Origin of the sequence: Edaphobacter sp. 12200R-103, from assembly GCF_010093025.1 — a bacterium.
Taxonomy (GTDB): Bacteria; Acidobacteriota; Terriglobia; order Terriglobales; family Acidobacteriaceae; genus Edaphobacter.
Genome location: NZ_CP048114.1, coordinates 4,153,923 through 4,173,092, shown reverse-complemented (window position 1 = coordinate 4,173,092; position 19,170 = coordinate 4,153,923). Strand labels below are relative to the sequence as shown.

Sequence of the window (19,170 nt, the reverse complement as noted above, 5' to 3'; positions counted from 1 at the left end):
AAAAAAACTGATTTCATGTACGGTTGACTATCGTCGAGTTTGCTTCTTGACCGGAGTCTATCAAATCCCTGTGCAACGTAGAGTTCTCCGGAGGATTCGGCGCGCGAGCGGTAAGTTTCCGTCCGGAAGTTCTATAGGAGTAAACACCTCGACTCATTTTCAGAATCGGTGTCGATAAACGTTCAGGTGTGGTCAACTCCGTCAGCCTCTACAAGGCTCTACCAACAGGGTCTCAAGTTTGGCTTGGATGATACACTGGCCACCGAAATGCCACATATATTAATTGTTACTGGAGACGCCGGTGAATCTTACGAAGCGCTTTATGCGGTCCATCGGTTTCGGGAGGAAGAGTGGCGCACCACCGTTGCCGCTCCTTCGATTCGTCGCCTCCATCTCGTAATGCACGACTTCGAGCCAGGGTGGGATACCTATGTCGAGCGCCCCGGCTACGGCCTGGAGTCCGACATCTCGTTCGACCAAATAAATGTGAATGACTACGATGCCATTCTCATTCTTGGAGGTCGTGCTCCTGAGTACCTCCGCAACGATCGGCGGTTGCTCGATATTGTCCGCGAGTTCGACGCGAAGCAAAAATGGATCTTTGCCATCTGCCATGGCATCCAGATACTCGCCGCCTCGGGCCTCACGAAAGGTAAACGCATTACCTGCTACCAACACGTTCGCGTCGAAGCGGAACAAGGTGGCGGTACATTTGTAGACCAGCAGGCTGTTCGTGATGGCCGCCTTGTCACTGGACAGACTTGGCAATCGCATCCCGAGTTCTACCGGGAGGTCTTTGCCTGCCTGGCGTCATTTCGTCGGTCTTGAACTCCGGCCGTTCACAGAATCGCGGATCTGTTGAGTATTAGTCCTGATAAACGCGTTTCCTGGACGCAACGTCATCCTACTCATGCCGCGATGAAGCCGTAGCATCAGCGGGTACCTGTTTACTATCTTTCCCAGTGGCCGTCATTATTGTCATTGGAAGACCTGCTGGATTCGGGGTGGAATAATACGAAATGCGTAAAGGCTTTACCAGAAGACCGCAAGATGACTCGCCGGCAGTCCACGTCAAGAACTACATCACGCCCGGTGGACTTGAGCGCCTGAGAGAGGAGCACCGGTTTCTGCTGATCAAGGACCGCCCGGCTGTGGCGGAGGTCGTAGCGTGGGCTGCCAGCAATGGCGATCGTAGTGAAAACGCCGACTATCAGTACGCCAAACGTAGGCTGCGCCAGATCGATGGGCGGATTCGCCATCTCTCCAAGCGGATGGAAGCTGCCGAAGTAGTTGATCCGGAAGCTCCGAGATCGGGCCTGCGGGCGACGAAGGTATATTTCGGTGCAACAGTGCTCTATGCCAATGCCGCGGGAGTGGAGCGAGAGGTGAGCATCGTCGGCGCGGACGAGGTTGACCTCGACCGCAACCATGTCAGTTGGGTGAGTCCTCTGGGCCGCGCGTTGATGCGGTCGGCCGAGGGGGACAGCGTCGTTCTCGAAGCACCGGGCGGCAAAGAACGTCTGACGGTGCTGGAGGTGCGTTACGAGCGCATTGACGTAGAACCCTTTCGTGAACCTCCGGGATCGTATGCTGCCGCAAAACAGTCCTAGCGCGAATCGATGACTGGCGTGTGCCACGAAACGAAATGGGTCTCATAAACGCGTTTCCCGGAAAGCTGCATCCTCAGCCGGGCCAGTGGGGCAAATCTTCCTCAGAGATTCGCAGCCCGACCGGCATCCTGTCATCGTGCTCTCCCCTCTCGCCTCCGGCAGGAGAGCGATCGCCCCTCATGCAGATTCACTTCGTCGTCTGATTTGACTGCCAGATTACGATGCCTCCGCGGATCGTATATCGAACCGCCGTGAACGCCTCGGCATTCCCTGACGACGGATCTTCGGACAGAACCGTCAGGTCTCCGCGCATTCCCGGCATCACCCTGCCCTCGTGTCGCTCCAGATGAAACAGAGCCGCCGGAGCGGTCGTCAGCATTGCCAACACATCGCGAAAGGTTAGTCCCGCCGCCATCAGTTGGCGAAATTCCTCGCGCTGGTCGTAATCCGGAAGGAAACCGGTGTCGGTGCCGTAAACGAGTCTCCCTCCAAGCTGATGGAAGCGGTAATCGAGTTCGCGAATCTTCGCGATATCGTTGTCCTGGGAGAAGAGCTTCAGGGTCGGAATGATCGTCATGTGTTGTGAAATCATGTGTCGCAACACGTCCTCATCAATTCCCTTCGTGCTCTCCGGCGTATGAGCAAGGACATCGACACCAGCGTCGATTGCCACTTTTGTTCCTTCCAGATTTGAAGGGTGCGAGAAGACCAGTTGTCCGCTCTTATGCGCCTCCTCAACGGCGGCACGCGCGATCGGCACTTGCATCAAAGCAATGCGATTCGGTTCCACAATCGAACCCGTAAAGAGCTTTACGATGTTGGCTCCCGCGGCATGGTTCTTGTCGACAAGCGTCCTTGCGTCCGTGGCCGTCTCTGGCTGGCCCAGCTTTGCCTTTAAATCTGCCGGAAGGTCCGCCAGATAGTAAGGCAACGCATGAGCAGGAAAAAGAGGGATACCCGCGGTGAAGATGCGTGGTCCGAGGACTTCGCCGCTCTCTACCCGCCTCCGTAATGCGACGGTATTCTCTACATCCGAACCCGTATCGACCACGGTTGTAAAGCCTGAGTGGGTGAGCATCTCGCCCAGTTGGTGTGTCAGTTTCTCCGCAGGCTGATGCGCCGCATCGTTCCACTTTGGCTCCATGAAATGCACATGCGCATTCCAGAATCCGGCGAGCACAACACCGTCCTGCAGGGAAATCGTCGGGATGCCCTTCGGGATAGGCACATGCTCCCCGACGCCTGCGATCACGCCATGACGGATCAAAATGGTTACATGCCTGCGTACCGGTGCGTCCGGCGAGGTATAAACCGAAGCGCCTGTAATCGCCAAATCCTGTGTCCAACCGACTGCACGCGCAAAGAACAGCAGCACTGCAAGCGCAAGTGCCCGGCTACACAAACTTCCGATCATCGGAGTTCCTTGTCACACACCAGTACTCATCGAAGCCAGCAAATACACAGCCATGTTAGCTCATCGCTATCGGCTAACCTGCGCGGTTGGCGAAAGCCGCCTTCGGAGGTGTAAAGCACATGCGGCGTTCCTCGCGGGGCCACCGCTTTTTTGACTTTCACTCAGCCTACCCTGTCGCTACTAATCCCGTACTCGATGAGTGCATTGGCGATCTTTGGCACAAATTTAAGCAGCGGCGCTCCAGAATAATCGAAAGAAACTGTGGGTGGAAATTGCAAATCTACCTTTGACAACCCTAAACATCTAGGCTAGCGTAATCCCTACACCTAGTTGTTTAGAGGAAGAGACGTATGGCGAAGAACGATCTCCAGGGGACGCTGGATCTGCTGGTCCTGAAAACTCTCTCTCAAATGGGAGAGATGCATGGCTATGGAATCGTGGCCCACATCCAGCAGGCATCGGACGATCTGCTTCGTGTCGAGGAGGGTTCGCTCTATCCGGCGCTGCACCGCATGGAGCAGCGCGGATGGATTGCTGCAGATTGGGCACTGACCCAGACAAACCGCAAGGCGAAGTACTACAAGTTGACCGCTGCGGGACGGAAGCGCCTAGAGGAAGAAGAGAAGAACTTTGAGCATCTGGTGAAAGGCGTGCGCGCCATCCTGCGCTATGTATAGGTGGACCTATGTCGCTGCTTCGTCGCATTTCGAATCTCTTTACCCGATTGAAGGTAGACCGCGACATCGACTCTGAACTTCGTTCCCATATCGAGATGCGGATCGAGGAGAACATGGACAGCGGTATGTCTGCCGAGGAGGCACGCCGCGATGCGCTGATTCGCTTCGGCAATGTGTCGAGCACGAAGGAGCAAGTGATTGGCGCGGACGCAGCCCTGACGCTCTACAGCATCTGGTCGGATATACGCTACGCGTTCCGTCAGTTGAAAAGGAACCCCGGGTTCTCCTGTACGGCAATCCTGGTGCTGGGGCTAGGTATATGCGCCAGCGTTGCAATCTTTGCCTTCGTCGACGCTGTGCTGATCAAGCCGTTACCGTATCAGAATCCATCGCGGCTGGTGTCGTTGTTTGAAAGCACCCCCCTGGGGCAGCGCTTTCATCTGTCATATCTCGACTATCTGGACTGGAAGAAACAGAACAAAGTCTTCCGTTCCGTGGAAGCGTATCACCATACCTCTATGGCTTTGAATACGACGGCGAGAGTACAACTGGTAGACGGCGCTACCGTCAGTTCCGGCTTCTTTCGCGCATTGGGCGTCGTTCCTGTTATAGGACGCGACTTTCACGACGGCGAGGATGGCCCGAGTGGGCCGCGTACCGTAATCCTGAGCTATGCCGCTTGGCAGAACCGGTACGGCGGACGATCGGATGTATTAGGCCAGTCCGTCACGATGGAAGGAGTACCCCACGTCATTGTCGGAGTGCTGCCACAGAAGTTTCACTTCGCGCCCGCCGGAGCCGCTGAGTTCTGGACGGCGCTTCACGCATCGTCCGATCCAAATGGCCGCGGAGAGCACGGACTGTTCGCGATTGCCTTGCTGAAGGACGGAGTGAAGCTAGAGTCGGCAGCATCTGATATGAGCTCAATCGCAGAGCGGTTGGCGAAACAGTATCCGGACTCAAATGATGGGCGTGGCGCAACGGTTTTACCGTTGACTGAGGTGATCGTAGGCAATCTGCGTCCGATCCTGTTGCTGCTGTTGAGCGGCGCGGTATTGCTTCTGCTGATTGCGTGTGTGAATGTCTCAGGGCTGGTGCTCGTTCTCTCAGAGAATCGCCGGCATGAGATCGCGGTTCGCGGCGCTCTGGGCGCTTCGCGTATAAGGCTCATCCGACAGTTCGTGACGGAGGGAGTAATGCTGGCCGCAGCAGGGAGTCTTGTAGGCATGTGCACTGCTTACGGAGGGATCCGTTTGCTGGTACAGCTTGTCCCGGTCGATATCCTGGCGAGTATGCCTTATCTACGAGGGCTGGGGCTGAATTTGCACGTGATTGGCTTTGCCGTGGCGGTTGGTTTCGCGATGGCAGCGCTCTTTTCGTTCACGCCCGCGCTTCGTCTTTCGTTGACCGATCTGCGCGCCGGTTTGGTAGAAAGCGGTCGCAGTGGTGCCAGGACGGCGTGGAGACATCTAGGGGCGAACCTTGTCGTGCTGGAACTCTGCACCGCAATGGTATTGCTGGTGGGAGCGGGATTGTTGGGCAAGAGCTTCTACCGGCTGCTGCACGTCGATATAGGAATTCAGCCGGACCATCTTGGAATCATGAGATTGAGGGCGCCGCACTCACGCTACTCGAAAGACGAGATGGTGGTTTCGCTGGCACGGCGTGTGATGGAAGAGACGGGGCGATTGCCTGGAGTTCAGTCGGTGGCAGTGACCCACGGGGTTCCTGTGGCGAATGTTGCCGGAGGAAATACGACCTTCCAGATCATCGGCCGGCCGCAACATGGGACTGGCTACGAATCGAGCAGCCGTCAGGTAGGGGTTACGTACTTCAGCACGATGCAGGCGCGGCTAGTACGTGGACGCTATTTCACCGAGTCTGACGATGTTTCGAAGCCGCGCGTGATGATCGTCAACCAGTCCTTCGTGCGAAAGTATTTTCCAGGCGAGGACGCGATAGGTAAACATATCCGGTACGACGCATCATCCCCGGTGATTGAGGTCGTCGGTATTGTCGGCGACATTAAGGAGGGGCCGCTGGATGCTGAGGTTCAGCCAGTGCTGTACACATCATTCAATCAGGAGCCTGACAATGCATTCTTTGTGGTCGTCAGGACGGCCCGGGCGCCGCAGGAATTGGCGAAGTCGCTCGAGGAGACGGTCCACCGGATCGACTCTGACATCCTGACTTTTAATGCCGAGACGATGGAAGATCGTATCCATCATACGCAGTCGAGCTATCTCCATCACTCGTCGGCGTGGCTTGTGGGGGGATTCGCAGCGATGGCGTTGTTATTGGGTGTTGTGGGCTTGTATGGTGTGATCGCCTACTCGGTAAGCCAGCGGACGAAGGAGATTGGAGTACGTATGGCGCTCGGCGCGCAGCGCAGCTCTGTCTACCAACTTATTTTGAGAGAGGCGGGATGGCTGACTGGTATTGGCATTCTGGCGGGACTGGTTTGCTCCGTAGCAGCAGCGTTCCTGATGCGCAAACTCCTGTTCGGCACTCAACCATGGGATGCGGGCACACTTGCCGGTGTGGCCGTGGTACTTGGCTTTTCAGCGCTGCTCGCCAGCTATATCCCCGCGCGCCACGCCGCTTCGGTCAATCCTGTAGAGGCACTGCGCACGGAGTAGACCGATGAGCCCAATTCCCAAATGACGAGAACAGAACAATGCACTCCTCTAAGTTGGGCTAAGAACCGATCTGCGGATTACTGACGATGAGTGCCTTGGCGATTCGACGCCAATTGCTCTGATCGAGAGAGCGACTTGAATCGGGATGATTCGCCCCCGGTATCGGAGCGCAGTGAAGTTCACTCTCTTCCTTGGACCCACTCTTCTTCCATGGAATGTCTGAAGAGACTGAAAGCCACCGCTGAGGTTTCATCTTTCATTAGACTTAATAGTCGGATTTAGATATAGTCGGAATCCGACCATCAGATGCGATGGGCGGGACGGAGGCTGACGTCATGCTTGAGTTGCAAAACCTCTCTAGAAATTTCCGCGGCATTCCGGCGATTCAGAATGTGAGTTTTAATCTTGTCCCTGGCGAGATCGTCGGTTTTCTTGGGCCGAATGGTGCCGGCAAATCAACGACAGTCAAGATCATCACGGGAATGCTCCGGCCAAACGACGGAAGGGTGCTCTTCGAAGGCCAGGACATTCGAAAGGATATGGTCGCTTTCCGGAGTGTCCTCGGGTACGTTCCTGAGGAAGCCCATCTCTACACCTACCTGTCAGGACTGGAGTACCTGCAGCTGGTTGGCAGACTCCGTGGTCTTGGAGAGGATCTCATTGAAGCGAAGGCGACTCGACTGCTCAAACTCCTGCATCTCGATTCCTGGCAATTCACGCCCATGTCCTCTTATTCCAAAGGGATGCGCCAGAGGGTGTTGATCGCCGCAGCTCTGTTACACGATCCCAGGCTGCTTATCTTCGACGAACCGCTCTCAGGACTTGACGTCGTCTCTGCGCGGCTGTTCAAGGACCTCCTGGAGTTATTGGCGGCTGAAGGCAAGTCCATTCTCTATATCTCGCATGTCATGGAGATCGTGGAGCAGGTCTGCAACCGCGTCGTTGTCATTGCAAGAGGCAGAATCGTCGCCGACGCCCGGCCAGACGATCTTGCAAGTTTGATGAAGCTTCCGAATCTGGAAAAGGTCTTCGCGCAACTGGTCAAGCAGCAGGACACCAGGAGCGCCGCACAGCAGATCGTGGACGTGATGCGGACCGACCATGCATAAATCCTTTCAGCATTTCTTAACAATGTCGGAGCAGGAGGTGCTTCCCCTGAAAGTTCAGGCGGAGCGTGGCCCGGCGCAAGAGCCCCAACGAAGCCAGTTCTCGCGTCTGGTTCGCCATTTTCTGGCGCGGTTCTTCAATCACGAAACGGCATCTCCCGACGGCGACGCCAAAGCGCGCCTGGTTCTCGTCGCAGTTGCTGCCGGGCTCCCGGGATTCATCGTGGCGATGTATCTATGGCCTGTCTACCATCCCTTCATCCTCTCGCTTCAAAAGCATGCGCCCGTTGCAGGACCACCGTACTGGTTGCGGGTCAATCATCATTTCTTCTTTGTGGTCTATTCCTTTGTGGCGATGGGGATCGTTACCGTGTTTGAGTGGGACATGTTCTTCCCCGATCTCCTGGATCTCTTCGTATTGACCACGCTGCCCATCCCGGCCCGCAGGCTCTTCCTCGCGAGAATTGCCGCCATCGCCATTCTCATCGCGGGCTTCCTCTTCGATGCCAATATCTTCGCGCCGCTGGTTCTTCCCGCAGCTATTGATCCACCCAGCCTTTTCCGCTTTCTGGCCGGCCATCTTCTCGCCGTAGCGGGCAGCGGACTGTTCGCTGCCGTCCTTCTTCTTGCCCTGCAGGGCACACTGCTTTCCGTCTTCGGCGAACGCATCTTCCGCAGGTTCTCTCTTGCCTTGCAGGGCCTCCTGATCACTGTGCTGCTGATGCTCCTGCTCCTGTTCCCGGTTCTGTCCGGAACGGTTCCAGTCCTGCTTCAGTCCGGGAGCGTCTTCGCGCGATTCTTTCCTCCCTTCTGGTTCCTGGGCGTCTATCAGCGCCTTATGGAGGGACCCTCCGCGTTGCCGATCTACACACAGCTGGCGCAGACAGGATGCCTGGCGCTGCTTCTGGCTACCGGCGTAGCCGCACTCGCTTATCCGATCGCCTACCTGCGCCGGGTACGCCAACTGTCCATCGGAACCGGTGCGCACGCCACGCGAAGCTGGATGGCGCCGCCGCTACACGCGGCGATCAACGCTACGCTGGTGCAGCGTCCGGTTCAGCGGGCTGTCTTTCACTTCATCAGCGAAACCCTTCTGCGCGTCCAGCGTTACCGCATCTATCTTGTTCTCTGTGGAGGAGTGGGCCTTTCGATCGTGACTGCCACCATTCTTCGTCTGGCCGTTGTACAGAATCACATTCGGGCGGAAGTCTCCTCCGACGGCATTCGCGCCGCTGTCGGAATCATGGCTTTCTGGACGGTTGCCGGGCTGCGGATGGCATTTGTCTCTCCCGGCAATCGTCAGGGAAGCTGGGTGTTTCACAGCGTCCACGGCAAACCGGCGCCGTTCCAGACGGCGATGGATCAGTTGCTGGCCGCGAAGACCTGGGCTCTCGTTTGGGGACTGATCATCAGCTTGGGGGGCAGCATGGCGCTTCGTGTCATCGCTCCGCCGGAACTTCGCACCTTCGGGGCCACGGCAAGCCAGTTACTCGTCGCTGTCGGGATGTCCGTGTTGCTGACCGACATCTTCTTCTTGAACGTAAAGACCGTGGCCTTCACCGGCGAGCGGGCCAGGGAACAACCCAACTTCGCTATCGCGGCCCTCAAGTACATTGCATTCGTTCCCGTGGTGGCGTGGCTCCCGCTTGTCGCTGAACCGTGGATGGAAGCCGGGACGGGACACTTCGTTCTTGCCGTCGCTGCAATCGCCGCAACGCATCTGGCACTTTGCCGCCAACATCGCGCCATTATCCGGGAACACAGCAGTCTGCCCGGCCTCGAGGACGACGAAGAAGACTTCCCACTGAAGCTCGGCCTGCGCTATTGAGACGCTGCGAGGAGGCATTTTGTCTGGGCAGACATCGCGGAATCGCGTGCCAGTTGACGAGACCAGGCCAATGCACTCATTTTCTTCGCCGAAATACCGTTGCCTCGTGTTAGAAGATCTTCTCCAAATTGCCAAAACCGGTTCAAGTATCTCTAACGCGGCGACTCGAGGTCGCATTCGATGTAGACTCATTCCGGCGAAGATTATGAGACATATCAGATTAATTGCAACGACTTGTATCTCGACGGGCGCTGTTGCGCTGCTTGCATTCGGTATCGCAGGCTTGCAGGCGCAGAGACGGGGCAGTGGCCAAACAGCTCAAGCGCTATTTGCCGCCCTCGATACCCATAAGGCTGGAACGCTGACACGGTCCGAGCTGGAGTCCGGTTTCAACTCCTGGTTTACGGCCTGGAACACCACCAAGAGCGGAACGCTTACCCAGTCTCAGATTGAGGCCGGGGTCAGTACGTTGCTGCCTGCGCCGCCTGCCGTGAAGCCCGGGCAAGCCAACACGTTCAATCCAGCCGGAAATTCGACGCCGGTTGCCGTATCGCAAGCCGCTGTGGCTGCCATGATGGCCGCCTTGCCGACTACCCCCGGCGCCAGGCCGATGCGCTCGCGCAGGGTGCTGGTGCTGGCTCATACAGGCGCGGGAGGGTTCGTACACGCCTCCATTCCACTGGCTGCGAAGACGGTGGAGGCACTGGGGAACCAGGGTGGCTTATGGACCACAACCGTTACGTACGACGCCGCGGATATCAACACCGCGAATCTCAAGAAATACGACGCCATCTTCCTGGACAGCACCACTGCGTGTTTTCTTGACGATCCGAATCCGGCGGTCACGACGGCGCGCCGAGCAGCCTTCTTGAGTTTTGTGAGAGGTGGAAAGGGTATTGCCGCAATCCACGCCGCGACAGACTCGTATCACACCGATTGCGTGGCAGGTGAGGCCGCTGCAAAGAGCGGCAGTCCTGGACGGAATCTGGGGGCGCTGGTTTTAGCATCCCGGCTGGTTACAGCAGCCAACGGGAGTAGGGGAGAGACCGTCAGCCGGCAGCAGTGGGCCGCGCTTGCCGATGACTGGTTCCGGAAGCTGGATACCGGCAATACAGGCAAGGTGACCCGCGCCGATTTCGTGGCGAATTTCAATTCGTTGCTGCCTCCGCCGGACATGCGTCATCTCCATCTGGAAGCGAAGCCTGTCCTGCAGTGGCCGGAGTTCAACAAGTTGATTGGCGGCTACTTCAAATTTCACTGGCCCGATCCGCAGCTGATTACGGTCAAGATCGATGACCCGAAGAGCCCCTTGACGGCCATGTTCCATGGCAAGGAGTTCGAGATTCATGACGAGACGTATACCTTCGAGCAGGACTCATTCTCGCGGAAGAACGTGCATGTACTGACGAGTATCGACTACGGCAAGATGAGTGCCGAAGACAAAGCAAAAGAAGCGGATCCGCGAACCGATGGCGATTATGCCTTGAGCTATATTCGCCGCGAAGGCAACGGGCGAGTCTTCTACGAAGGCCACGGCCACAGCGATCGAGTGTATGCCATGACGCCGATGCTGGAGCACCTTCGAGCGGGGATTCAATACGCGCTTGGCGACCTGAAAGCCGACGACAGTCCCTCAGTGAAATAAACGATCGGCTGAAAATATCTCGGCGTCGAGTGCAGTGCACTCGACGCCGAGATGCGTTAAGAGCTGTTATTTGCGGGAAAAAGTGACCAGATCTCAATTGACGAGAACGGGCAATGCACTCATCGAGTAAGGGTTTGAACTGACCCTCGGACATTCGTCTCATAAAATCCAATTCCGGAAGCTGCACACTCAGCCGGGCTAATGGGGGAATTCGCACGGAGAGATTCGCAGCACGACCAGCATCCTGTCATCATGCTCTCCCCTCTCGCCTTCCAGCGGGAGAGCGATCCAGTCTCCTTCTCGGAGCCGCCGCTTTTTTGTTTCTCTTCCGCTAAGCCGACTTCCCGCTACCAATCGGTTTCCTTGGATGAGCGCAATGGCGATTTCGCGTATTCAGAAGCGTTTCCGGCAACATCCGCGCATCGCTAGTGCGGTTTCTATACTTTGGAAAGCTGAACTTCAAAAGACTTACGGCCGACCAACAAGCTCTGTGATAAGTGCCTTAGCCTTGCTAAGGATGGCGCTGGCGATGGCCGGCTCCGGTGCGATTTCAGCAAGCGTAACAGCGCCCACGAGCGTGCTGACAATGCCGCCTGCAGTCACCAAAGCTGCACGCTTTGTCCGGTTTTCGAGACGACTTGCAATGAGCTGAACGATGCGCTGGTAGCCGTTGATGGCAATTGCCCGCACTTGCGGGTCCGAGTGGCGGAGTTCGGCGCCAATCATAGCGAGAGGGCAAAGGTAGGGTTTACCGGCGACTTGCGACTGCCCCAGGTAGACAGAAACAATTCTCTCGACAGCCTGGGCTTGCGATTTGCCCGCGGTTTCGCCCTCTAGCATGACGAACGCTCGGTCCAATGCGGCACTGCTTGCTTCAGCGATCAGCCGGTCCTTCGATCGGAAATGCCGGTAAAACCCACCCGGAGTGAGACTTGCACCGGCCATCACATCGCGCATGCCGACCGCCCCCAGACCTCTGTCCAAAAACATCTTTGAGGCGGTCGAGAGGATCCTTGCTCTGGTTTCGGCTGTCTCGGCTCGTGACTTTCGCATTCTTCGCCCTCAAGCAGATATTTTGTCGCTTTTAGAGTACACACAACCTCTAAATATAGACTGGAATCCTGGGCCCCATTCAATTGAAGAGGATTGAGGTCACCCATCTATGAATACAGCCACCGAAGTTCCCACCGTTTGGAGTCAACTCGCCGACACGCTGTATCTCAGGGACTCACCTACGGCAGACTTTCGTCTGTCCGGACGCGCTCCGTTCTCGTTTGGCAGGATTCGGAGTACCGTCGGCCTTCCAGAAATGACGCAGCCGGTTGTCGGCGAACGTGGGCACATTGTTGTGTTACAACTCAAACCAATCCCTTTCATCGAGCAATTCTATGGCAGGAAAAAGGTATCGAGTGGTCCTTACCCAGTCGGTGGAGTCAGCGCAATCGACTTGACGGAGGAGCCAGCCGTGCTGCTTCCGAATCCCTTCGATGCACTGGTTCTATACGTCACTCAGGCTGCTCTGGATGAAGTTGCCTATGCTCATCGCGCGCCGCGAGTGCCGCAATTGGTGTGGCCGCAGGGAGGGTTTGATTCTGTCGTCCACCACCTCGGGCAGCCCCTCGTGTCGGCGCTGGAGCGCCCCCTTCACGCTTCGAAGATCTTTCTGGACCATGTCTTGCAGGCTTTGAACTCTCATTTTGTCTGCTCGTATGGCGGCGTAAGAATGTCGGCTCCCCAGTTTCGGGGCGGGCTCTCGTCTCTGCAGATGCGAAGAGCAACAGAGTTATTGGAAGCTCATCTGGATGGCGATATCGCCCTCCAGCAGGTCGCGGAAGCATGTGAATTATCCGTAAGCCACTTCTCCCGGGCCTTCAAACAAACATTTCGCACGCCTCCTTATCGGTGGTTGATTGAGCGCCGCGTGGATAGGGCCAGAGACCTGATGACGAATTCGCGCCTACCCCTTGCCGACATCGCCATTCGGTGCGGATTCGCGGATCAATCTGCGCTCAACCGTTCCTTCAAACGAATTCACGGGGTAACTCCGGGCATATGGCGGCGGGGACGACACGTGGCCGCATAGCCTTTGCGGGCGATTCTCCCACGACATTCAAGCAGAAATCGCCAGCCTATGATGGTTATCGTCTAGAGGCTCCCCTCCTCCAAACCTAGCCTCAAAGAGTGCAGGATAGCGAACGTGAGAATGACCACAGGAAATGTGGTTGTGCCCATTCGCTGGGCCCTACGGGCTCTAGCCGAGGCATTTCAAGTCCTGCACGGATCTTCCCTACACCCAGGAGAAAACAATGCATGCATTCAAGCTTGTTCGAAACGTAGTGTCGACGTGTGTCGCGCTACTCGCAATTATCAGCCCTGCCGCCAGGGCGACGGCACAAACACCATCCCCTCACGGAACAAAAACGGTCCTTCTGATTCATGGGGCATGGGCCGACGGTTCGAGTTGGTCGAAGGTGATTCCATTGCTGGAGGCGAAGGGGCTTCATGTCGTCTCGGTTCAGATTCCGCTGACGTCCTTCGCCGACGATGTTGCAGCAACGCAACGGGCCATTGCTCTTGAGGACGGGCCGGTATTGCTGGTCGGGCACTCGTACGGCGGAGCTGTCATCACCGAAGCTGGCAATGATGCCAAAGTGGCCGGACTGGTCTATGTGTCGGCCGTAGCTCCGGATCAGGGAGAATCGACCTTCGGCCTCATTACTAGCGTTGCAACACCGATCGGGGCAGAGTTGCGTCCTGACAAAAGTGGTTTCCTCAAACTGACTCCGAAGGGAGTTGCGGAGGATTTCGCCCAGGACTTACCCGCCAAGGAAATTGAGGTTCTGACCGCGACGCAGGTGCCGGTTAGCGTTGCCGCAATGAAGGGAGAGGTTACGACTCCAGCCTGGAAGTCGAAACCGTCCTGGTACATCATCGCCGCAAATGACCGGGCTATATCACCCGATCTCGAAGCGTCTCAGGCGAAGAAAATCGGAGCGACAACTACCATTGTCACCTCCAGCCACGTAATCATGCTGGCGCAACCGTCGAAGGTCGCCGCTGTGATCCTCGACGCCGCGTCAAAGGCCGGCAGGAACTAGAGAAGAGCCAACCCGAGCCCCAAAGCACGTTGGCCGAACCTTCCAACGTACGCCATGAAGAACGCAACATAGGAAAGGGATGATTTATGAAAATAGGAAAAGTAATCCGGGAAGTGTTGAGTGCCGGACTTCTGCTGACGGCAGGATTCCATAACGTTGGCTATGCCCAACAAAACCCAGAATCATCGCAAGATAAGGCCAGCCGCGGCGTCAGAAACATCGTGCTGGTTCACGGAGCATGGGCCGACGGATCAAGCTGGTCCGGCGTGATTCCGCTGCTGGAGAAGGACGGATACCATGTCATCGCAGTGCAACTGCCTCTTACGTCCCTTGCAGATGATGACGCTGTAACGGAGCGTGCGATCGCCCGCATTACCACGGCATACCCGGGTCCAGTGCTGCTCGTCGGACACTCGTATGGAGGTGTTGTCATCGGAGACACGCCCGGGAATGATGCAAATGTCGTGGGCCTGGTTTATGTTGCCGCATTTGCCCCCGACACCGGCGAGTCCGCGCTGTCCCTGCTCGGAACGCTGAAGACCCCATCTCCGCTCACACCGTTTCTTAACTTCGATCCAGCCTTTCAATTCGTCACCATCTCCGCGCAAGGCGTGGCCGAAGCCTTTGCTCAAGACTTACCGAAACCTGAGCAGGCGCTGCTGACAGTAACCCAGGGGCCCGCGTCTGTTGCTGTGCTCTCGGCAACACCGACTGTCACACCTGCCTGGCGGACGAAACCTTCATGGTTCATCGTCGCCGCTCAAGACAAGGCGATTACCGCAGGTCTGGAGGAGCAGATGGCGCAGAAAATCAACGCCACCACCATCACTTTGCCGACCTGCCATCTCGCAATGCTTCAAGAGCCGCGGAGAGTCGCACAGTTTATCGAGCAGGCGGCGACATCCGTCGAAGGGCGGTAATAGATCGACCCGGGAAGTATTTTGCAAATGGACACAAGTCTGTGTCCATTTGCACCCTTTTGGGTTTTCCGATCAAGGTAAGTCTCTTGGAACGTGTCGCGGGAGAGGCCGAGCTGGCAGACAGCGGTAGAGGTTTAGATGAGTGGCTCGTATTCACGGATCCGCCGCTTTTTTGTTTCTCTTCCGCTAAGCCGACTTGTCAGGACCGATTCTGTAGCTGTCCCCTCTGCCTGCTCTTCGTCATTGTTCGAGGTGCCCGACTTAGCGGACAAAGCAGAGCCATATCCCTTTTCGGACAGGGGAACCGCACGAACCCGAGAGGGTGTATAAATCGGCATGATTCCCCTTTCGAATGGATGGAAATTGTGCAAGTGGGTGCTGACCAGCCTGCTGGTTATATACCTCGTCCTCCTTGCGACGGTACAGATAAGCCAGCGGATTACGCGGAGACGGGCTGAGAATTTGCTCTCAGACCTCCGAGGGCTGCAGTTGGAAAGGAGTTCCTGGAGCGATGCACAAACATTGATGCAGCGTTGGGTAGGTGGGGTGGCTACAGAGGCACGTGCGACGTGGATCATTGTGATTATGGGATTCACTTCAACTCGGTAGGAATGGTGACCGGGCCAATCGTAATTTCTGATCGATTTTTTAATCTCTTCGTTCGAACTGAGCGAATGGCAGCAACATTGCTAGGCGCTCACCTGACCGATGTCGAAGGAGGCTTCCGCCTTCAGAATAATTTGGTCATCGAGACTTCGTTTTCGCTCGGAACGAATACACCCGCCGGAGGGTCACTCTTTAGCCGTGTGATAGGTACACCTACACGCGATCTTGAGCCGTACGATCTCTGGCCGGAGAAAGATCCGCATCCGGAATACCGCACAGTTCTAAGGACGGGAACGATTGGCTACTTCTTCACGCAATTCACCGCAGCAACGAAGCAAGAAGACGTCGAATGGCTGACTGCGGTCAACTTTTCGTGCATAACACGTTGGGTTCCATGTAGAGAGATGGGCGATTTGCTGCCATCCGCCTGGGCAAAATACACAGCAGAGAGTAAGGGTGTTTCCGTAATCAGGAGACGAATCGGAGAGTGCACATACCCGCTTGAAGACCTGGTAGAAGCTTCGGAGCATGTCGCCCTTGTGCAAGTTGAGAAACCCAACGTCCAAAAGCGTCAGTGGTCCCCGTACCCTGCGCGGTTAGTTGAAAGCCTGAAGGGATCGGGTTCGTGGCACTCCGGCGATGTTCGTGCCATATGGTCGGGGTTGGATCCAATCGCACCGACGGAGATATTGCTTTTCAAAGAGGATTCAGACCCGGTTTCCCCGCATTATTGCGGCGTTATTCCTGCGACCCCTGAAAATCTGCGGACTGTCAGAGCAGCTGTCGAGGGCGATCATTAAGTTTCCCGCTCTGTGCCTTCGTCACTCAATGCATCGAGAGACCGGCAAAGATCACATGCCCATCGTGCGCAGCCTATCTCTAACTGAGAATTCATAACTAACGAGAAACGCCGTTCTCATCATCAATGGATTCCTGATGACAAGCCGACATATCGTTACTGATCGGATCTCGATGAGTGCATTCGATCATGCACTCACCGAGATCCGCTGATATCAGATGGCTGAGAAGCCGCCGTCGACGTTCAACTCCACTCCATTCACGAAGCTCGAATCGTCTGAAGCAAGAAACACCGCGACCGTTGCGATTTCTTCAGGTTGCCCCATCTTTCCCCGCGGAATTAAGGATTCGAACATCTCCTTCGCCTCCTTGGTCAGAACTTCTTCCTGCATTGGTGTAGCGATCGGCCCCGGACCCAGCACGTTCACCCGGATATTCCTGCCCTTCAGTTCGTTGAGCCACGTGCGTGCGAAGGAGCGCAGCGCCGCCTTGCTCGCCGCATACACGCCGAAACCGGGAAAACCCTTCACCGAAGCGACCGAGCCGGTCATAATGATCGATCCGCCATCGTTGAACAGCGGCAACGCCTTCTGAACCGTAAACAGCGTTCCGCGCGCATTCAGGCCGAAGGTCGCATCGAAGTGCTCCTCGGTAATCTCGCCCAGTGGCAGGGCCTCGCCCCTGCCGGCGCTCGCAAACAGGACGTCGATCCTGCCCTTTTCTCGCTTGACCGTGTCGAACAGACGGTCGAGGTCATCGAGATTGGCCGCGTCACCGCGCACGCCGGTCACGTTCCGGCCAATCAGCTTGACGGCCTCGTCGAGCTGCTCCTGCCTCCTACCCGTGATGAAAACGTAGGCACCCTCTTCAACAAACCGCCTGGCACTGGCCAGCGCCAGGCCGCTCGATCCACCCGTGATGACTGCAACCTTACCTTCAAGCTTTCCCATGATGACTCCCTTCGGTAGATGTGTAGCATTCCTACAAAGGAGTAGATTTCTTTGGCAGTGGACGAGAACTGCCTGCAAGTCCTAATCTTTTGTTTATTCGTCCAAGATGAGAGGTTATATTGGACCCGATCACTGACATCTTCAGAACGATGCACGTAACCGCCTTCGGTCTGCACAGGCTCGAAGCTACAGCCCCGTGGGGTGTGAAACAGGAAAATCAGGCCGAAGAAAAAGTCACCCCTTCCGGCAAAAAGACTTTCCCAACGGATCTGGCGCACTTCGCGATGCTTTTGCGCGGCAACTGCTGGCTCAGTGTCGAAGGTATTCCGGAGCCGATACCCCTCACCGGTGGCGATTGCTTTTTGTTGGCTAAGGGGACTTCGATTATTTTGCGTGACAGCCCGCAGACACGTCCGAAGTGGAGTTTCAGCGAGATCGGGGCCACGGCCAATGGCAATGTCGCTTTTTATGGCGGTGGCGGCGCACCGACGACGATCGTCTGTGGTTCCTTGAGTTTTAATCACGCCAGTTTGAGGCCGATCACTCAGTTATTGCCGAGCTTCATTCTGATTAAGGCCGATCAGGCCCACACGCTTGCTCTTCATACCACCATGCAGGCGCTGGCCTCAGAAATGGCGGAACAGGCGCCGGGGTCCGAAGCCGTTGCGGCTCGGCTAGGCGAAGTTCTGTTTATCCAGGCACTCCGGGCGCATATCGCGTCGGGACCGGAACGCAACAAAGGATGGCTTCGTGCGATCTTCGATCCTCAAATAGGCACTGCCCTGAGCGCCGCTCACGACAGTGTGAACACCCCCTGGACGGTCGAATCCCTGGCCACAACAGCGGGTATGTCTCGCTCCGCATTCGCAGCGCGCTTTAAAGAGCTTCTTGGGCAAACACCGCTGGAGTATGTCACTGAATGGCGGATGCAGAAGGCGATGCAGTTACTCGAACAGCGCGACAAGAAGCTCATCGATGTTGCCCGGTCGGTCGGTTACGAGTCCGACGCCGCGTTCAGTAAGGCGTTCAAGCGAGTTGTCGGGGCCAACCCTGGCGAATATCTCAAACGCGGTTTTGAAAGTTACGATCCATCCCGATAAATGCCGTTCGCGAAAGTGACTGCTTGAGCAAACTACTTCCTATATGAGGACTTGTAAGAAGGATCACCTTCGAGTGGAGAAACAAACCGGGCAGACATGTCTGTACCCTGCCGAGATTTGCGCTCCAGATACCGCGCGCGCTTAAACACCGTGAGAACGTGCAAGGGTGTGAGGTACAGCCGGGACGTTCCCTGATTTCGCCTCTCTGCCAATCCTGGCGCGAGCAAATCCTCATACAAAACTTTCGTACGATGATGCGCGAACCGCGTGGAAAACCCATTTATGCTGGCGGCATGCCAACGCTTCCAATCACAGAGGCGCAAATCGACGAATTTATCAGCGCTTTTGAGGGCTGCACGCTGCCCAAAGCCGAATGGACCCACGCCGCGCACCTTCTGACCGGAGCCTGCTACGTTCATCAGATGGGCCGCGAGGCAGCGCTCGCAAAGATGCGTAACTGCGTGCGGCGGTACAACGAATCTGTCGGCGGCAAGAACACTCCCACCAGCGGCTATCACGAGACCATCACGGTCATGTGGATTCGGCTTCTCGACGCGCTCCGGCGGGAGCATCCCGCGCTGGGCCGTGCCTCCTTTGCCGCACTCGCCGTACAGCGTTTTGCTTGCCGCCGCGACATCTCTCGCGAATACTATGACTTCGATCTCTCCGCCTCGACCGAGGCACGTCTCGCGTGGATCGAACCAAACCTCAAGCCGCTGGACTGAAGCCACCCCGGCCATTGTGGAGCGTAACGCGATTGTTGGACTGAGATACACAAG

At 56.5% G+C, this 19,170-nt stretch carries 16 protein-coding genes; 13 read left to right on the top strand and 3 right to left on the bottom strand.

What is annotated here, in order from left to right; all coding sequences use genetic code 11:
- The first annotated feature begins 243 nt into the window (after window positions 1–243).
- Both GWR55_RS17280 and greB read left to right on the top strand, forming a co-directional pair.
- Window positions 244–828, top strand: coding sequence for a DJ-1/PfpI family protein (locus GWR55_RS17280; RefSeq protein ID WP_202925533.1), 585 nt, complete (start codon window positions 244–246; stop codon window positions 826–828).
- A gap of 191 nt (window positions 829–1,019) precedes the next feature.
- On the top strand, window positions 1,020–1,610 hold the full coding sequence (gene greB / locus GWR55_RS17275; protein WP_162403365.1) for a transcription elongation factor GreB: 591 nt from the start codon (window positions 1,020–1,022) through the stop codon (window positions 1,608–1,610).
- A gap of 187 nt (window positions 1,611–1,797) precedes the next feature.
- Here greB and GWR55_RS17270 read toward each other — a convergent pair whose 3' ends face one another.
- Window positions 1,798–3,024 carry an amidohydrolase family protein gene (locus GWR55_RS17270; RefSeq protein ID WP_162403364.1) on the bottom strand — a complete coding sequence of 409 codons (1,227 nt, stop codon included), beginning with the start codon at window positions 3,022–3,024 and terminating at the stop codon, window positions 1,798–1,800.
- Between the two features lie 350 nt (window positions 3,025–3,374).
- Here GWR55_RS17270 and GWR55_RS17265 point away from each other — a divergent pair, with 350 nt between their 5' ends.
- The 5 genes from GWR55_RS17265 (at window position 3,375) to GWR55_RS19410 (ending at window position 10,919) form a co-directional block, all read left to right on the top strand.
- The gene (locus tag GWR55_RS17265) at window positions 3,375–3,701 is read left to right on the top strand and encodes a PadR family transcriptional regulator (protein WP_162403363.1); all 327 of its coding nucleotides are present in this window, start codon (window positions 3,375–3,377) and stop codon (window positions 3,699–3,701) included.
- Window positions 3,702–3,709: 8 nt separating this feature from the next.
- On the top strand, window positions 3,710–6,340 hold the full coding sequence (locus GWR55_RS17260; protein ID WP_162403362.1) for an ABC transporter permease: 2,631 nt from the start codon (window positions 3,710–3,712) through the stop codon (window positions 6,338–6,340).
- A gap of 335 nt (window positions 6,341–6,675) precedes the next feature.
- A complete protein-coding gene (locus tag GWR55_RS17255; protein WP_162403361.1) occupies window positions 6,676–7,449 on the top strand; it encodes an ABC transporter ATP-binding protein in 774 nt (257 codons plus the stop codon).
- A 22-nt stretch (window positions 7,450–7,471) separates the two neighbouring features.
- Window positions 7,472–9,274: a hypothetical protein gene (locus GWR55_RS17250; protein WP_162403360.1), complete on the top strand. Its 1,803-nt coding sequence runs from the start codon at window positions 7,472–7,474 to the stop codon at window positions 9,272–9,274.
- Window positions 9,275–9,479: 205 nt separating this feature from the next.
- The gene (locus tag GWR55_RS19410) at window positions 9,480–10,919 is read left to right on the top strand and encodes a ThuA domain-containing protein (protein ID WP_238398495.1); all 1,440 of its coding nucleotides are present in this window, start codon (window positions 9,480–9,482) and stop codon (window positions 10,917–10,919) included.
- 468 nt (window positions 10,920–11,387) lie between these two features.
- Here GWR55_RS19410 and GWR55_RS17235 read toward each other — a convergent pair whose 3' ends face one another.
- Window positions 11,388–11,876, bottom strand: a complete 489-nt coding sequence (locus GWR55_RS17235) for a TetR/AcrR family transcriptional regulator (protein WP_238398494.1) — start codon at window positions 11,874–11,876, stop codon at window positions 11,388–11,390.
- Window positions 11,877–12,081: 205 nt separating this feature from the next.
- Between GWR55_RS17235 and GWR55_RS17230 the strand changes: the two genes are divergently transcribed.
- The 4 genes from GWR55_RS17230 to GWR55_RS17215 all read left to right on the top strand — a co-directional run bounded on the left by GWR55_RS17230 (window position 12,082) and on the right by GWR55_RS17215 (window position 16,343).
- Complete coding sequence (locus GWR55_RS17230; protein WP_162403358.1) at window positions 12,082–13,002, top strand: helix-turn-helix domain-containing protein; 921 nt, start codon at window positions 12,082–12,084, stop codon at window positions 13,000–13,002.
- Window positions 13,003–13,225: 223 nt separating this feature from the next.
- The gene (locus tag GWR55_RS17225; RefSeq protein ID WP_162403357.1) at window positions 13,226–14,017 is read left to right on the top strand and encodes an alpha/beta fold hydrolase; all 792 of its coding nucleotides are present in this window, start codon (window positions 13,226–13,228) and stop codon (window positions 14,015–14,017) included.
- 86 nt (window positions 14,018–14,103) lie between these two features.
- Window positions 14,104–14,937 (top strand): alpha/beta hydrolase, encoded by an 834-nt coding sequence (locus GWR55_RS17220; protein WP_162403356.1) that lies wholly within the window; start codon window positions 14,104–14,106, stop codon window positions 14,935–14,937.
- 674 nt (window positions 14,938–15,611) lie between these two features.
- The gene (locus GWR55_RS17215) at window positions 15,612–16,343 is read left to right on the top strand and encodes a hypothetical protein (protein WP_162403355.1); all 732 of its coding nucleotides are present in this window, start codon (window positions 15,612–15,614) and stop codon (window positions 16,341–16,343) included.
- Between the two features lie 213 nt (window positions 16,344–16,556).
- Here the strand turns inward: GWR55_RS17215 and GWR55_RS17210 are convergent, their stop codons facing one another.
- The gene (locus tag GWR55_RS17210; protein WP_162403354.1) at window positions 16,557–17,291 is read right to left on the bottom strand and encodes an SDR family NAD(P)-dependent oxidoreductase; all 735 of its coding nucleotides are present in this window, start codon (window positions 17,289–17,291) and stop codon (window positions 16,557–16,559) included.
- Window positions 17,292–17,410: 119 nt separating this feature from the next.
- Between GWR55_RS17210 and GWR55_RS17205 the strand changes: the two genes are divergently transcribed.
- Both GWR55_RS17205 and GWR55_RS17200 read left to right on the top strand, forming a co-directional pair.
- Window positions 17,411–18,391, top strand: a complete 981-nt coding sequence (locus tag GWR55_RS17205; RefSeq protein WP_162403353.1) for an AraC family transcriptional regulator — start codon at window positions 17,411–17,413, stop codon at window positions 18,389–18,391.
- 293 nt (window positions 18,392–18,684) lie between these two features.
- On the top strand, window positions 18,685–19,116 hold the full coding sequence (locus GWR55_RS17200) for a hypothetical protein (RefSeq protein WP_162403352.1): 432 nt from the start codon (window positions 18,685–18,687) through the stop codon (window positions 19,114–19,116).
- Window positions 19,117–19,170 lie beyond the last annotated feature (54 nt).

Bases quoted from the DNA above. Each gene is read 5' to 3' on its own strand.
- GWR55_RS17260 (WP_162403362.1), top strand. From the start codon at position 3,710: ATGTCGCTGCTTCGTCGCATTTCGAATCTCTTTACCCGATTGAAGGTA.
- GWR55_RS17255 (WP_162403361.1), top strand. From the start codon at position 6,676: ATGCTTGAGTTGCAAAACCTCTCTAGAAATTTCCGCGGCATTCCGGCG.
- GWR55_RS17265 (WP_162403363.1), top strand. From the start codon at position 3,375: ATGGCGAAGAACGATCTCCAGGGGACGCTGGATCTGCTGGTCCTGAAA.
- greB (WP_162403365.1), top strand. From the start codon at position 1,020: ATGCGTAAAGGCTTTACCAGAAGACCGCAAGATGACTCGCCGGCAGTC.
- GWR55_RS17215 (WP_162403355.1), top strand. From the start codon at position 15,612: ATGGCAGCAACATTGCTAGGCGCTCACCTGACCGATGTCGAAGGAGGC.
- GWR55_RS17210 (WP_162403354.1), bottom strand. From the start codon at position 17,291: ATGGGAAAGCTTGAAGGTAAGGTTGCAGTCATCACGGGTGGATCGAGC.
- GWR55_RS17200 (WP_162403352.1), top strand. From the start codon at position 18,685: ATGCCAACGCTTCCAATCACAGAGGCGCAAATCGACGAATTTATCAGC.
- GWR55_RS17235 (WP_238398494.1), bottom strand. From the start codon at position 11,876: ATGCGCGATGTGATGGCCGGTGCAAGTCTCACTCCGGGTGGGTTTTAC.
- GWR55_RS17250 (WP_162403360.1), top strand. From the start codon at position 7,472: ATGTCGGAGCAGGAGGTGCTTCCCCTGAAAGTTCAGGCGGAGCGTGGC.
- GWR55_RS17220 (WP_162403356.1), top strand. From the start codon at position 14,104: ATGAAAATAGGAAAAGTAATCCGGGAAGTGTTGAGTGCCGGACTTCTG.
- GWR55_RS17230 (WP_162403358.1), top strand. From the start codon at position 12,082: ATGAATACAGCCACCGAAGTTCCCACCGTTTGGAGTCAACTCGCCGAC.
- GWR55_RS17225 (WP_162403357.1), top strand. From the start codon at position 13,226: ATGCATGCATTCAAGCTTGTTCGAAACGTAGTGTCGACGTGTGTCGCG.
- GWR55_RS17270 (WP_162403364.1), bottom strand. From the start codon at position 3,024: ATGATCGGAAGTTTGTGTAGCCGGGCACTTGCGCTTGCAGTGCTGCTG.
- GWR55_RS19410 (WP_238398495.1), top strand. From the start codon at position 9,480: ATGAGACATATCAGATTAATTGCAACGACTTGTATCTCGACGGGCGCT.